The 15,388-nt window shown below is 38.8% G+C and carries 14 protein-coding genes and 1 other annotated feature; of the genes, 3 read left to right on the top strand and 11 right to left on the bottom strand.

Annotation, left to right across the window (positions count from 1 at the left end):
* The first annotated feature begins 37 nt into the window (after window positions 1–37).
* Window positions 38–1,240: an aromatic amino acid transport family protein gene (locus H5117_RS01365; RefSeq protein ID WP_182724557.1), complete on the top strand. Its 1,203-nt coding sequence runs from the start codon at window positions 38–40 to the stop codon at window positions 1,238–1,240.
* Between the two features lie 73 nt (window positions 1,241–1,313).
* Here the strand turns inward: H5117_RS01365 and H5117_RS01360 are convergent, their stop codons facing one another.
* From H5117_RS01360 to H5117_RS01345, 4 genes are all read right to left on the bottom strand, one after another.
* On the bottom strand, window positions 1,314–2,504 hold the full coding sequence (locus H5117_RS01360) for an amino acid aminotransferase (protein ID WP_002962951.1): 1,191 nt from the start codon (window positions 2,502–2,504) through the stop codon (window positions 1,314–1,316).
* Between the two features lie 80 nt (window positions 2,505–2,584).
* The gene (locus tag H5117_RS01355; protein ID WP_182724556.1) at window positions 2,585–3,244 is read right to left on the bottom strand and encodes a GAF domain-containing protein; all 660 of its coding nucleotides are present in this window, start codon (window positions 3,242–3,244) and stop codon (window positions 2,585–2,587) included.
* 56 nt (window positions 3,245–3,300) lie between these two features.
* A complete protein-coding gene (locus H5117_RS01350) occupies window positions 3,301–4,950 on the bottom strand; it encodes a SpoIIE family protein phosphatase (RefSeq protein ID WP_182712753.1) in 1,650 nt (549 codons plus the stop codon).
* Window positions 4,950–5,255: an STAS domain-containing protein gene (locus H5117_RS01345; protein ID WP_149602997.1), complete on the bottom strand. Its 306-nt coding sequence runs from the start codon at window positions 5,253–5,255 to the stop codon at window positions 4,950–4,952. Before H5117_RS01345 ends, H5117_RS01350 begins: the two co-directional genes overlap by 1 nt.
* Window positions 5,256–5,390: 135 nt before the next feature.
* Here H5117_RS01345 and H5117_RS01340 point away from each other — a divergent pair, with 135 nt between their 5' ends.
* Window positions 5,391–5,720, top strand: a complete 330-nt coding sequence (locus H5117_RS01340) for a translation initiation factor (protein WP_002962947.1) — start codon at window positions 5,391–5,393, stop codon at window positions 5,718–5,720.
* A 12-nt stretch (window positions 5,721–5,732) separates the two neighbouring features.
* On the opposite strand, the gene H5117_RS01335 is transcribed toward H5117_RS01340, so the two are convergent.
* Window positions 5,733–8,747 carry an EAL domain-containing protein gene (locus tag H5117_RS01335; protein WP_182735993.1) on the bottom strand — a complete coding sequence of 1,005 codons (3,015 nt, stop codon included), beginning with the start codon at window positions 8,745–8,747 and terminating at the stop codon, window positions 5,733–5,735.
* Between the two features lie 192 nt (window positions 8,748–8,939).
* Window positions 8,940–9,057, top strand: a sequence feature (Phe leader region).
* Between the two features lie 44 nt (window positions 9,058–9,101).
* Between H5117_RS01335 and H5117_RS01330 the strand changes: the two genes are divergently transcribed.
* Complete coding sequence (locus H5117_RS01330; protein WP_002962945.1) at window positions 9,102–10,259, top strand: chorismate mutase; 1,158 nt, start codon at window positions 9,102–9,104, stop codon at window positions 10,257–10,259.
* Between the two features lie 61 nt (window positions 10,260–10,320).
* Here the strand turns inward: H5117_RS01330 and tyrA are convergent, their stop codons facing one another.
* The 6 genes from tyrA to ffh all read right to left on the bottom strand — a co-directional run bounded on the left by tyrA (window position 10,321) and on the right by ffh (window position 15,333).
* On the bottom strand, window positions 10,321–11,454 hold the full coding sequence (gene tyrA / locus H5117_RS01325) for a bifunctional chorismate mutase/prephenate dehydrogenase (protein WP_002962944.1): 1,134 nt from the start codon (window positions 11,452–11,454) through the stop codon (window positions 10,321–10,323).
* 276 nt (window positions 11,455–11,730) lie between these two features.
* Window positions 11,731–12,090, bottom strand: a complete 360-nt coding sequence (rplS, locus tag H5117_RS01320) for a 50S ribosomal protein L19 (RefSeq protein ID WP_002962189.1) — start codon at window positions 12,088–12,090, stop codon at window positions 11,731–11,733.
* 33 nt (window positions 12,091–12,123) lie between these two features.
* On the bottom strand, window positions 12,124–12,891 hold the full coding sequence (gene trmD / locus H5117_RS01315) for a tRNA (guanosine(37)-N1)-methyltransferase TrmD (RefSeq protein ID WP_002962190.1): 768 nt from the start codon (window positions 12,889–12,891) through the stop codon (window positions 12,124–12,126).
* Complete coding sequence (gene rimM / locus H5117_RS01310; protein WP_024596584.1) at window positions 12,891–13,427, bottom strand: ribosome maturation factor RimM; 537 nt, start codon at window positions 13,425–13,427, stop codon at window positions 12,891–12,893. The genes trmD and rimM overlap by 1 nt, the downstream gene beginning before the upstream one ends.
* 17 nt (window positions 13,428–13,444) lie before the next feature.
* Entirely contained in the window at window positions 13,445–13,693 is a 249-nt protein-coding gene (gene rpsP, locus H5117_RS01305) for a 30S ribosomal protein S16 (RefSeq protein ID WP_002962192.1), read from the bottom strand.
* A gap of 260 nt (window positions 13,694–13,953) precedes the next feature.
* The gene (gene ffh, locus H5117_RS01300; protein WP_002962194.1) at window positions 13,954–15,333 is read right to left on the bottom strand and encodes a signal recognition particle protein; all 1,380 of its coding nucleotides are present in this window, start codon (window positions 15,331–15,333) and stop codon (window positions 13,954–13,956) included.
* Window positions 15,334–15,388: the final 55 nt, after the last annotated feature.

Below are 15,388 nucleotides of genomic sequence, written 5' to 3'. Positions count from 1 at the left end.
ATCGTGCATGTATATTAATAATAATTAAGGTAATTAAGTGCTTAAAAATAAAACAACTGGAAGCATGTTAATTGTTGCAGGCACAACTATTGGTGCAGGTATGTTGGCATTGCCAATTGCATCTGCCGGGCTTGGGTTTAGTACCGCGCTTGCATTGATAATTGCTAGCTGGTTACTAATGACCTACACCGCACTACTCATGCTAGAGCTACACCAATATGCACCACACGATGCAACGTTAAATACGTTGGCTAAATTATGGCTTGGAAAGCGCGGACAATACATCGCGAATTTTTCGATGGTTTTTTTATTTTACGCTTTATGCGCTGCTTATATTGCAGGTGGTGGTGCACAACTTCAAGCGCGTATAAATATAGGCTTTGATGTAAATATAGCCCCACAGTTTGGCTCTGTGATCCTCGCTGTTATTATTGCAAGTGTGGTAACGCTGGGCACTAGCAAGGTAGATAAACTAAACAGAGTGTTATTTACAATAAAAATTATTGTATTAGCTAGTTTGTTTTACATGCTAACCCCTTATGTACAAGGTAAGCATTTATTAGAGATACCTGTAGAGCAAGGGTTAATCCTTTCAGCTATACCGGTTATATTTACTTCGTTTGGCTTTCATGGCTCTATTCCTTCTATTGTTAAATATGTTGGTGTAGAAATAAAAGTACTGCGCAAAGTAATGATTGCTGGAGCCGCCCTGCCTTTAGTCATTTATATTTTTTGGCAACTACTTAGCCAAGGTATTATGAGCCAAGCTGACTTACTCAACAGCCAAGGCCTTAGTGGCTTTGTATCAAGCGTGGCAAGTATTGCGCATAACCCAAGTGTAGCAACGGCCGTTAAGTTATTTGCTGATTTAGCACTTGCGACATCATTTTTAGGGGTGAGTTTAGGGTTATTCGATTTTTTTGCTGATACATTTAAAAAAGGTGACAATAAAACGGACCGAATTAAAACGGCCTTAATTACGTTTATTCCGCCGCTTGGCTTTGCATTATTTTATCCTCAAGGCTTTATTATGGCTTTAGGTTACGCTGCAATAGCACTTGTCGTACTTGCAATATTTTTGCCTGTAGCAATGGTTTATAAACAGCGTACAACATCAAGTAAAACAGGCTACAAAGTTAAAAGTGGGAATGTTGGGCTTGGCATAGCAGCTATATGTGGCATAACGATTATTGCTGCGCAGTTTATGCAAATGGCGGGGCTAATTCCTGCTATCGGTTAAAGCTTTTTGTTTTAATTTAGATATAAAAAAACCGCACATCATTAGATGTGCGGTTTTTTTATATTAACTGCGTTTATTTACAAACGTCAGCTACAGCATTTGAAAAGTATTCAATATTTGACTGGCTAACACCTGCAACATTTACGCGGCTAGAACCTACAATGTAAATACCATATTCTTTTTGTAGGCGAGCAATTTGCTCTTTATTAATACCTAAGAAAGAAAACATACCGTTTTGACGTTCAATAAATGAGAAGTCTTGCGCAATATCTTTAGTTGCTAAGCTTTCTTTAATTAAGCTACGTAAGCCATTTATGCGGCTACGCATTTCATCAAGCTCAGAGTGCCATAATTGTGTAAGCTCTGTACTGCTTAAAATAGTATTAACAATATCAGCACCATGCGCTGGCGGCATTGAGTAAATACTACGTACAACGCTTAGCATTACAGAGTTTGAAATATCTGCTGTTGCGCTATCTTTTGCAATTAGTGAACATGCACCAATACGCTCGCGGTATAAGCCAAAGTTTTTAGAACATGAAGAACAAATAATTAGCTCTTCTACTGCATCAGCTAAAATACGTAAGCCACGTGCATCTTCTTCAAGTGAAGCTCCAAAGCCTTGGTATGCAATATCAACAAGTGGTGTAAAGCCAACTTCTTTTGCAAGTTCGGCAACTGTGTTCCACTGTGTTTCGTTTAAGTCCATACCGCTTGGGTTATGACAACATGCATGCACTAAAACCACATCACCTTTAGGCACTTGTTTAAGTGTGTTGATCATTTCATCAAACAGTAAGTCTTTATTTTCGTAATCGTAATACGGGTATTCTTTTACTGTTAAGCCTGCAGCTTCAAACAAGCTAATATGGTTTGCCCATGTTGGATTAGTTACCCATACTGTTGCATCTGCATTGCAACGCTTAATAAATTCAGCTGCAACGCGAAGTGCACCCGTACCACCTGGCGCTTGCGCAGTACGTACGCGATTTGCTAGCAATGCTTGATGTTCGCCTAGTAGTAACTGCTCCATCTTTTGGCAGTAATCTAAGTTACCCGCTAAACCAATGTAAGATTTGCTCATTTCGTTTTCAAGACGAAACGCTTCAGCTTTTTTAACCGCTTTAAGAACCGGTGTATTGCCTTGCTCATCTTTGTAGACACCTACACCTAAATCAATTTTATTAGGGTTTGTATCTTGTTTATAGGCCGCCATAAGGCCAAGAATAGGATCTGTTGGTAATGGTTTTAATACTGAGAACATTGGCTATCTCTTATCGTTATTTAGGGGTTAGCTGTTAAGCTAAGCTTAACATAAAAGCACATCATGTTGACTAGCGTTATTTACACTAGAAAGTGAGGAATTTTAATACAACATGCAATTAAAACGGCAAGCGTCTTTTCATCAAAAAAATCATTTTTAAAGGCTTCAGCATCTACAATACCAACACATTCATTTTGTGTATTAAATAAAGGTAAGCAGGTTTCTGATTTAACTTTAGGATCGCATGTGTAGTATTCACCACCTTGTGATAAGTACTCTTCAACGTTATTAATAATACGGCCCTTGTGAGATAGCGCAACCTGCACGTTATTACTACCTGCCGCAAATGCTTGCGTTAAAGGGAACAACGGACGACTAGGCGCACCATGATAAGCCAATTTTAATAGTTGCTTACCTTCACTAGTATTAGTTGATTGATAAATACCATACCAATCAACACTTGTTTGGTGCTCAATGTAGCTCACAATACTTTGTAAATTAGCTAGCTTGAACTGGGTTTGCTCATCATTTTCAAGATAATCAGTTAATTTGAATGGCTCATCTTGTAGGTAACCAAATAAACTACACGCACCGCCCTCGCCAAGCTCAGGTATTTGATACTCCCAACATACATCAGGCAAAGCTGTGTTTGCTAAATGTAGCTCAAGCTTTTCAAGCTCTGTTGAAATCAAAGCTGGATTAGCACTTAGTTGTGCTTTTTTTAGGTAAGAAGAAATCATTTGGCCATCCATACATCTAAAGTTTCGAGAATAATAGCATGGATATTTTTGCAGAGCTAGCTCAACTTGTAGCACATTTCAACTTGGTTACCGCTGGCGTTATAAGTTACTTTTTCGGCTATTTCTTCTAGTAAAGACACCCCTCTACCAAATTCATTATTAACCTTTGCCAACTCATCGTGCTTACTACTAAACCCTCGGCCTGAATCACAAATAATGAAATATAAACTGAGCGTGTCGGGGCAATAGCGCATATCAATAATAATCATAGCATCTGTAAGTTTAGCAAGAGCTGCCTCTCTTAGTTCGTAATATCGAAAAAAGCCGTCTTCTTGTTTTTTAATCTCTGAGTTAAGTCCTAGTACGCCATGATCAAGCGCATTGTTATAAGCCTCAGACAACAGTAAAAATATATTAGAACGATGGGCATTTAGCCCCCCAACACTGCTTAAAATATTAACAACGTCGTAAACGGGGTCTGTTTTTTTTATTTGTTCTGAGTTTAAACTCAAAGATAAATTAAACGCTAAAGTTGAGAATGCTTCTCGCTCTTGCTCCTCAGGGACTAAAGGCAGGCAGTTTAGTAAAACAATGCTTAAATCGTCTTGCTGTTTAGTGCCATCTGCAAACTTAGTAACGTCAGCCACTATATCTTCGCTACTAATCATCGATTTACTTTTTAAGGTTTGTAAAAAACGCTCTTCCCCAAAAAATGTATCTTCTTTGTTTGCTGTTTCTATAATACCGTCGGTTGCTAATACTAGGCGTGTATTACTATTCGTTTCAAAGTGAATAACTTCATATTCAAATTCTTGGTCGTCTAAAATCCCCAGCGCCATATGTTGCGACTCTAATGTTTGTTTTACATTACCGTCTTTATCTATTAGGTACGCATCTGGCAGGCCGCCCATCCATGCAGAAATACTTTTACCGGATGCACTAAGCTCTATAATGGTTGCAGCACAAAACATGTGTCCAGGTAGGAGATTGTAAAGCAGTGTATTTAGCTCACAGGCAATGTCATTAATCGCCATGCCTTTTTGTACCATAGTATAAAAAACACGAGAGATAGGTAATGCACCAATAGCTGCCGCTAAGCCGTGCCCTGTAAAGTCTCCCAACATGCAATACAGATTGCCTATTGGACTTTGCGCCACTAAAAACATATCGCCGTTAAACATAGACGCCGGCGATAAATTAAAATCGAGGTACTCTTTAAACTTGCCTTGATTCTCTAATGAGTTATTAAAAATATGCTCAATTATTTCGTGTTCACGTTCAATTTGATTGTGATGATATTCAAGCAGTTTTTTTTGTTGATTCGATTTTTTACTTAGCTCTCTGGTGCGGCTATGTGCTTTAATTTTTGCATGCAAAATAACTTTTTCAAATGGTTTATGAATAAAGTCATCGCCACCTAACGCGAGGCACCGCTCAAAACTTGCTTGATCTTCTAAGGAGGTTATAAAAATAATCGGTAAGTAAACTTCACTATACTGCTGCTTTATTTTTTCAGCTGCTTCAAAACCATCCATTACGGGCATTAATACATCGAGTAAAACAATGTCTATTTGCTCTCTTTTAAGTACATTAAGTGCATCTAGCCCATTGTAAGCCACTGAAATTTTGTAACCTTCCTGCTCAAGCATTTTACTTAGTAAAATGCGATTGAGCGCCTGATCGTCAACAATCAACACATGTATCATTAGCTAATATCAAACTTTTTATCAAAACGTGAAATTTGTAGGATTTTTCTAAGCTGAGGCTGGCAATTACTTATTTCGATGGTTTGTACTTGGCTATCAATGGTTTTTTTCATGTTAAGTAACATGCCAAGTGCTGAACTATCCATATAATCAGTCTCTCTTAAATCGATAATAACCTTTACTGTTTTTTCGCTCATTTGAGCATAAGCTTGGCGAAACGATTGCACTAAATTAAAATCAAACTTACCTTTAATTTGTATTGTTAATGTAGTGCCATCGACTGATTCATTCTTAGTTAAACTCATATTAAACTCCAATAATATTTCCTTTGAACTAAATATAACCTGTTAAAAGTATTTAGCAAAAAGAAAAACACACAACTTCAAATTTGCTATCATTTACACCAGTATTTAATTCATTTTTATCCACAAAGGTAAGGTATGAGTGATAGTCACTTAGTATATTCAACTAGTACGGGTCGCATTGACCAGCCGAAACCAGAAAAAGAGTTGCACGCTAAACTTTTTAAAGATGGTTTTATTCGCATTGAGCGTCAAACAAAAGGGCGTAAAGGCAAAGGCGTAATGCTAGTTGTTGGCATTGATCCAAAAGATCATGATTTAAAAAAGTTAGCTAAAACTATAAAAAGCAAAATGGGCCAAGGCGGCGCAGTAAAAGAAGGCATTATTGAAGTACAAGGTGATGACCGAGATAAACTAAAAGGCATTTTAGAAGCGTTAAAATTTAAAGTTAAAATTGCGGGTGGTTAACCCGCAATTTTATTAACTAGTTACTTCGCTATTTGCGAGTTCATTTAACCTTTCATACAAATTCGGTAGTTCGTGCTCAGCAATTGGCTTACTAAAATAATAGCCTTGCACAATGAAGCAATTATTATTTTGTAAAAACTGCATCTGCTCTATTGTCTCAACCCCTTCTGCGACCACGTCTAGCTTTAACTTTTGCGCCATGGCAATAATAGCTGCAGTGATTTCCATATCATTTGTATCCTCTGGGATATCTTTTACAAATGAACGGTCAATTTTCAATATATCAACCGGGAACCGTTTTAAGTAACTGAGCGACGAATAACCTGTACCAAAGTCATCAATAGAAATAGATATACCTAATGCTTTAAGCTCGTGCAATTGTGTAATGGCTGCCTCTACATTACCCATTAGCATGCTTTCGGTCAGCTCTAAATGAAGGCGCTTTGCTGAAACACCCGACTTAATTATCATTTTGCTCAGTGTTGTAACTAAGCTTGAGTCTTTAAACTGGCGGGCCGATAAGTTTATCGATATATTATTTTCTAGACCTTGTTCTGCCAATCTTACGGCAAAATTACAAGACTCTTGAAGCACCCATTCACCTAATTCAACTATAAGGCCTGTCGCTTCTGCAATAGGAATAAATTTATCTGGAGGGATTGCGCCTTCAGTTGGGTGGAACCATCTTAATAACGCTTCATAACCAACGACCTGATGAGTACGGCTATCAACTTGAGGTTGGTAGTAAACTACAAATTGCTTTTCTTTGAGCCCTATACGTAACTCATTTTCGATAAATAAACGCTCATTTGCGGCCGCGTTTAATTCTTGGCTATAAAAGTGGAAGGTATTACGTCCTTTTGCTTTTGCCTCATACATTGCCAAATCAGCATGTTTGAGTAACTGATCTTCCTCTAAGCTATCGTAAGGAGCCATAGTTATACCAATACTTGCACTGACAATAACTTCATTGCTACCTAGTTTTATGGGCACGTTCAGTGTTTTTTGAATTGTATTGGCAACATCAGCCGCGTGAGCTTGGCTTTCTATACCACTGAGCAACACTGCAAATTCATCACCACCTAAGCGCGCTATGGTGTCCTCGGCTCGTAAACGTTTTTTAAGTCTGTTTGCCACTTCAATTAATAATTGATCGCCAGCATCGTGCCCTAATGTGTCGTTAATACGCTTAAATTCGTCTAAGTCAAAGTAAAACAAAGCAAATGCATAATGCCCGCGCTCTGCTAATGCCATTGATTTACGCAATTGCATTCTAAAAAACGTTCTGTTGGCAAGTCCCGTAAGGGTGTCAAAGTAAGCCAGTTGTTCCATTTTACGCTGGCTTTCTTTTACAAACGAAATATCTTGTGCTGATGCTACATAACTGGTTATTTCACCGCCCTCTTCACGAATTGGCGAAACACTTAAAGACACCCAAATTGGCTCTTTGTTTAAACCAGCTATTAATGTGTCCCCGCGCCAGTAATTACGGCTGCGTAAATCTATGTCTATATCTTCAATTAAAATAGACATTTCTGAGGCAATAATATTAAGTAATGGTGCTCTATTAAAATGGCTTTCTGGATAGCCTGTCATTTCGAGCATTTTGGGGTTTACGTACTCAATGACAAAATTTTCATCGGTGATCACAACCCCAGTGCCCGAGAACGCGACCGCTTTAGATAAACGATTAGCTGCTTTTTCAGCAATTTCTTTTTCTGTAATTCTTTGGTTTAAACCATCAATAAGTTTGCGGATTTCTACCGTCATGTCTCTAAATGAGCCATTAAGGGTACCAATCTCATCTTTGTTTTCTGGCGGAAACTCTGTTGTTAGCTGACCTTTACCAAAGCTTGTTACTGCATAAACTAAAGTATGTAAACGGCGAAGTACTAGTTGATAAAGCGCCTGATGCAGCAATAAAGCAACTAATATTGCGTATAAAATAAAGAGCCCAAAAAACTTCAGTTTTAAATCTTGTAACGCAGATAACGTTGATGAACGTTTTTTATAAACCCCTATGTACCAATCTAAATCATCAATTTTACGGATATTAATAATGTGAGCTTCATCATTTTGTTCAAATGAATTGGCATATTCTGGTAACTTCACCGCAATTGCATCGTCAATAATTGACTGCAGTTCTGGGTTTACAAATTCGTTAGTAGCGAGTGCTTTATTGTCACTACCGTAGTCAGCTAATAATGCAGGGTTTAGATTGGGATGGGCTAACAATTGCCCTTTACTATCAAATACAAGTAAGTGTTTTTCTTTATCGCCAACAGGTAAAAATGAAATAAGTTTGTTAAGGGAAATATCGCTTCCCGTTACACCTAAAAACTCGTTATCAACATACACCGGCACTAGTAAGCTAATAACCCACTTTCGCCATACTGTATCGTAATAAACTTTTGACCATGCAGGCTCACGCTCTGACCCCAACATACTTTTAATATATTTATACGTTGTACCTTGCGTAACTCTAAACTCGGCTGGTGCATTTAATGCCCAGTTTGGAGGAGAAACACGAATGAAATCGTCATCGGTAATTAAATAAAAGTTAAAAAAGTCGTGTACCAGAGTCGGAGAAATTATACGCCATAACATTTCAGAATCATTAAATAGGCGTTTATAAAAAGGAGAGTAATTTTGCTGTGGTAAAAATGCTGCTGATAATCCATCAGCCGAGGCACTTCGAATGGTACCATCGCTATTAAACTGTAACTGTGATTTATTACCTAAATTAATTGGTGAATTAGATTGAAAAAGCTGCTCTGTCACTACGTTATTAGCTTGCTGAGCAATATTTATTTTTGTTTTAATACGCTCATTAAACTGCTTCACTAATAAATCTGTAGAGCTTTTTAACACCTCATGTTCTTCAAAAACAAGTTGTTTCTCTTCAGATTTAAGCATTAAGGCAGCCGCACATACCCCTGCTATTAAACAAATAGCAGATATAAGCAGTGAAAGTTTTACACTTAAAGAATTCAATCCAAAACGAGATGGAGGCCGTCTGTAAACCACGGGTCAACCTTAATTATTAATAATTGTTATTATTTGAACCAGTTAACGAAATATACCAGATCCGCATTCATATTTATAAATTATTTGTAAAGTTTCTATAATAATCACCTAAGGTAAATAAATAGTACCCTAAGCTTATTTAGATCTTTATTGACATTGTTGGCAACTCTCCATACATTAACCGTATGAACATATTTATATCTCGCACTTTTTTTTCGTTTTTTAGCTTCTTTATATAGAAGAGGCTTCCCTGTTTGTGAGATAAAATCAATCGAATAGTAAAGCCTCCCAACCGGGAGGCTTTTTTGTTTTTGCTGTGTAATAACAGCCTACTTTTGGAATGAGGATACCAAAATGACAAATGATGTATTAAATGCACTAAGACACGATATAAATGAAATAGACTCCGACCTACTCGTGTTATTAGCTAAACGTCGTCGCATTAGCCACGGTGTGGTTGAATATAAAATCGCCAACAACAAGCCAATTCGCGATGAAGCACGTGAACTCGCGCTTCTAGAAAAATTAATTGGTTATGGTAAGTCACTGGGTTTAGATGCTTACTACGTAAATAATGTGTTTCAAACTATTTTGGAAGATTCAGTTTTACACCAACAAGCAATGTTACAAAAAAACCTTAATCCAGACGCACTGAGTGAAACACACCGTGTAACTTACTTAGGTGGTCAGGGTTCTTATAGCCAGCTTGCATGTCATAAATACTTTAGTCGCCGCCCTGGTAAATTAATTGAAATTGGCTGTACATCGTTTGACGAAATAACAGGTAAAGTAGAAAACGGCCAAGCTGATTTTGGTTTATTACCGATTGAAAACACAAGCTCTGGTAGCATTAACGAAGTATTTGACTTATTACAGCACGCACAAGTCTCTATTGTTGGAGAAGTCACTCACAGTGTAGAGCATTGCTTACTCGCAAACCCTGATACTGAACTTAGCCAACTAACAAAAGTATTTGCACACCCACAACCATTTGCACAGTGCAGCCGTTTTTTACAGGGCTTAGGTGATTTACAACACGAAACATGTGACTCTACATCAAGCGCATTACAATCAGCTCTAAACACACCAAATAGTGCTGCAATTGGCTCTGCACAAGCAGGAAAAAATGTCGGCCTTGAAGTCATCAAATCAAATCTTGCTAATCAAAGCGAAAACCATAGCCGCTTTATTGTTGTTGCGCGTAAACCTCTGCAAGTGTCTAACCAAATTCCAACTAAAACTAGTTTAATCATGTCGACAAAACAGCAAGCGGGCTCACTAGCCGATGCGTTGATGATTTTTAAACAGCATAAGATTAATTTAGTAAAACTTGAGTCGCGCCCAACTCCGGGCAATCCGTGGGAAGAAGTATTTTATGTAGATCTTGAAGCAAACTTAGCTGATAGCCAAGTAAAAGAAGCGCTAGAAGAGCTTAAAGAACACACCCAATATGTGCGTATTTTAGGCTGCTATCAAAGCGAGTCATTACAGGCAGTAAGCGTTAATACCTAATACACACTTTCATAATTAAAAAGGGCCGATATCGGCCCTTTTTAGTAAAAAGTGACAAGTATTAGTCTAAAACTTTTGAATCATTCGCTTTATTTAATAAGCTTCGGCTTTGTGTTAAAAAGTGCTCTGTTGAATCAGAAAAGTAAACTTTCGCCTGTGCAAAGGAATCAATAAGCGCTGCTTTATCTCCTGCTTTTAATTTTTCCAATGTACTTGCAAAAGTGTCTTGGTACTGTGCGAGTAGGCTCTCTACATCATCGAATTGCGCTAACATAATATCTGAGTACAACTCCGGCGACTGTGCAAATAAACGCCCTACCATCATCAGCTCTAATTGATAAATAGGTGACGAGCAACTACGTAACTCTTCTAGTGTATGACTTTGTTTTGCTAAAAACTGTCCGTACACAAATGTTGTTAAATGGCGCATTACCTGAATAATTTGCATTGCTTCGTCGTGCTTTTTAGCATCAAGCTCAACAAGCTGACAACCCCATACTTGTAACTGCTGTAACAAGCCTTTTGCCGCTTGGTGCTCTCGCCCTTCACATACAACGACCGTTTGTTTTACCCAATGTGATATGTCAGGGCCAAACATAGGATGCAAACCAACCACAGGGCCACTGTGCGCAGCTTTTAGTGCTTTAATAGGCGATTGCTTTACCGATGTAATATCAACTAGTAAACAGTCATCATCTAGTTTAGGTAACTTAGCAACTACTGCGTCCAATGCATTAATTGGTACGCTAATCATTACCAGCTTGGCACCTTTTAAAATATTTTGCGCATCGTTTTGCTGATCTTTATCTAAAACTTTAACTTCGTAACCTGAGCGAATAAACTGCTGAGCAAATAGCTGCCCCATAGCACCTTGACCACCTACAATAACAATTGGCGAAAGCTCTGGCGCTGCACATGCAAGTTTTGCTTGTTGGTTTTGATAGGCTTCTCGCATCATGCGTCTTAGTATATCTTCAACTAGATCGGGGCTTACATTTTGATTTATTGCTTCTTGTCTTCTTGCCGCTAATAGCTCTGCTTCACGATTAGGTGCATGCAAAGGCGCGCCTGTTTGTTGTTTTATCTCACCAATTTTTTGCGTAATACCATTACGTTTAGCAAGTAAGGCAACAAGTTGTGCGTCGCATTCATCTATACCTTCTCTCAGCTGTGCTAAATCACTTATGTCAGCCACGTTCATACCACCTTAAAAAACAAATAACGTAAATATAAATTTACATAAAAGTAAACTAATCAATACGATAAATACTAACAGGATCAGCTAATTGATAAAAGGCTAAAGCTTAAATTTTACTAATAAGGAAATAAGAATTGATAATTGATAATTGATAATTGATAATTGAGAATTGAGAATTGAGAATTGAGAATTGAGATAATAATATTCTAAAACCAAAACGGGTTGCAACCCGAAGGATGCAACCCGTTTTTTTGCGTTGATAAACAGCGCGTATTAGTTAAGTTTTTCTCTAATACGTGCAGATTTACCAGAACGCTCACGTAGGTAGTAAAGCTTAGCACGGCGAACTGCACCGCGACGCTTAACTGCTACGCTATCAATAAGAGGGCTGTGCGTTTGGAATACACGCTCAACACCTTCACCGTTCGAGATTTTACGAACTGTGAATGCTGAGTGAAGACCACGATTACGCTTAGCGATTACAACACCTTCAAAGGCCTGTAGACGCTCTTTAGCACCTTCTTTTACTTTTACCTGTACAACCACTGTATCACCAGGGCCAAATGCAGGAACGTCTGTTTTAAGCTGCTCATCTTCAAGCGCTTTAATAATATTTTGGTTTACTTTTGCCATTATGTTTCTCACTTTCCTAGGTGTAACTGTCTTCTAGCCACAAGCTTTTTGGTACTCTTGCTGAAATTCTGCGAGTAATACCGCTTGCTCCTCAGTCAGAGCTAGGTTATGCAACAAGTCAGGACGTCGTAACCAAGTTCTACCTAATGACTGCTTAAGCCGCCACTTTGCTATCTCTTGGTGGTTTCCACTGAGTAATACAGCAGGAACCTGTTTGTCGTCCAATGTTTCTGGTCGTGTATAGTGTGGACAATCTAACAAGCCATCTGAAAACGAATCTTGTTCTGCTGACTGGTTATGACCTAACACACCTGGCACTAATCGCGCTACTGCGTCAATTAATGTCATGGCAGGTAGTTCACCACCACTCAAAATAAAATCACCAATTGACCATTCTTCGTCAACATATGATTCTATTATTCTCTCATCTATACCTTCATAGCGACCGGCAATCAAAATCAGTTTATTAGAGTTAGCGAGTTCGCTAGCGCCCTGCTGATCAAGTTTGCGCCCTTGCGGGGACATATAAATTACTTTAGCGCCATCACCAGCTGCTTTTTTAGCTTCGGCAATCGCTTTTTTTAATGGCTCAACCATCATTAACATACCTGGTCCGCCCCCGTAAGGACGGTCATCTACGGTTCTATGCTTATCTAAAGCGTAGTCTCGCGGATTCCAACAGTTAAAATCAATTAAACCATTTTTTACTGCGCGACCGGTAACACCTTGGTCTGTAATAGCGTCAAACATGTCTGGAAAAAGGCTTATCACCCCTACCCATAATGAACTAGTTTGCGTCATTAAAACCCTGGGTCCCAATCTACGGTAATTTCTCTTGCGTCGTATTTAACTTCTTTAATAACTGAATCAGTTAAAAAAGGAATCAAACGTTCAGCTTGACCAAATGCGTCTTTACTGTTTGCTTTCACAACTAGTACGTCATTTGACCCTGTCTCCATAAGGTCATCAACAATGCCTAAGCTATAACCTTTATCGGTTACAACAGACATGCCAATGAGATCTCGCCAATAGAACTCACCTTGCGGAAGTTCTGGTAAATGCGCTGCATCCATTGAGATTTCAGCATGGGTATAAGCCATTGCTTCGTCTCGGTCGTTTATCTGCGCAAATTTAGCGATAAAGCCTTTGTTGTGGCGACGCCAGTCGACCACTTCTAAGGACTGCCATTTACCTTGCTGCCCTATCAACCACGGGCTGAAATCGAAGATCCCTACGGGATCATCAGTAAATGAATGTACCTTAAGCCAGCCCTTTATACCATATGGGGCACCGAGCTTTCCTACGACAATTATTGATGAGGTGTTCTCTTGACTCATGGTTACACTTACGCCTATTAAGCCGCTTTACGAGCGTCTTTTACTAACTTAGCTACGCGATCTGAAAGAGATGCGCCCTGACCTACCCAGTGTTCAACACGTGGTAAATCTAAACGAATTTTTTCTTCTTGACCTGAAGCAATTGGGTTAAAAAAGCCTACTTTCTCGATGAAGCGACCGTCACGCGAGAAACGGCTATCCGCAACCACAATTTGATAGAAAGGGCGTTTTTTAGCGCCACCACGTTGCAAACGAATAGTTACCATACCGTCCTCTATAAAGATTGACTGTTTTCATTAATAAGATTTACTCCCCAGAATGGGGAGCTGGGGAATTGTACGAGTTTTTGGCAATAACGCAAGCAAGAAGTGAAGCAAAAAGACAGTTTAGTAGGTTAAACCGTGATCTCAACGACAAATTAGGGTTAAAGGTGTATTACATGCATAATTTATTCAACAAAAAAGGAGCTATTTGCTCCTTTAAATATGATTCGCTATTATTTTAAAAAATAACTCAAAAGTATTTTTTAAAACTTAGGACCACCGCCACCCATCATCCCAGGTGGTAACATGCCTTTCATACCACGCATCATTTTAGTCATGCCGCCTTTACCTTTCATCTTTTTCATCATTTTTTGCATTTGCGTAAACTGCTTAAGCAACTTATTAATCTCTTGTACTTGTGTACCAGAGCCAGCAGCTATGCGTTTTTTACGCGAACCTTTAATGATTTCTGGACGTGCGCGCTCTTTTTTAGTCATTGAGCTAATAATAGCTTCCATTTGGATAAATGTTTTGTCACCCATTTGGCCTTTAACAGCATCTGGTAAGTTAGACATACCAGGGAGCTTATCAAGCATCGACATCATGCCACCCATATTTTTCATTTGCTTTAATTGATCAGCAAAGTCGTCAAGGGTAAAACCGGCACCTTTAAATACTTTTTCAGCAACTTTGGCAGCTTGCTCTTTATCTACTTTCATTTCGACTTCTTCGATTAATGAAAGTACATCACCCATACCTAAAATACGCGACGCTATACGGTCTGGATGAAAAGGCTCAAGTGCGTCAGTACGCTCACCCACACCCATAAATTTAATTGGTTTGCCTGTGATATGACGAATAGATAAAGCAGCACCACCACGTGCATCACCATCGGTTTTTGTTAATATTACACCGGTTAGTGGCAGGGCTTCGTCAAATGCTTTAGCTGTATTTGCCGCATCTTGACCCGTCATTGCATCAACAACGAATAAAGTTTCAATTGGGTTGATTGCTTTGTGAAGATCTTTAATCTCGTCCATCATGTTGCTGTCAACATGTAAACGACCTGCGGTATCAACAAGTACTACATCTATAAATTTCTTTTTAGCATGAGAAATTGCAGCGTTTGCAATATCCACTGGCTTTTGCGAAATATCACTTGGAAAGAAATCAACGTCAACTTCTGTAGCAAGCGTTTCTAGCTGTTTAATCGCAGCAGGGCGATAAACATCGGCACTTACTACAAGCACTGATTTCTTTTTGCGTTCTTTTAAAAACTTAGCAAGCTTAGCTACACTGGTGGTTTTACCCGCACCTTGCAGACCCGCTACCATAACAACGGCTGGCGGTTGTGCATTTAGGCTTAGCTCTTCATTGGCCTCACCCATTGCTTTTTCTAGTTCTTCACGCACTATTTTTATAAATACTTGGCCTGGGCTTAAGCTTTTTGTAACTTCAACCCCAACTGCACGTTCTTTAACTTGTTTTACAAACTCGCGAACAACAGGCAGTGCCACATCGGCTTCTAAAAATGCCATACGCACTTCGCGAAGTGTGTCTTTTATGTTGTCTTCAGTCAGACGGCCACGGCCACTGATATTTTTTAAGGTTTTACCTAATCGTTCTTGGAGGTTCTCAAACATGTAACGGTTCCGATAAGACGTTTATATCAATCCATTAAAATTTTACGGTTAGTTT

The organism is Pseudoalteromonas sp. SG45-1, from assembly GCF_014164135.1.
In the GTDB taxonomy this organism is placed as follows: Bacteria; Pseudomonadota; Gammaproteobacteria; order Enterobacterales; family Alteromonadaceae; genus Pseudoalteromonas; species Pseudoalteromonas distincta.
The sequence above is the reverse complement of the archived record's forward strand: the minus strand, read 5'-3'. Positions and strand labels throughout refer to the sequence as shown.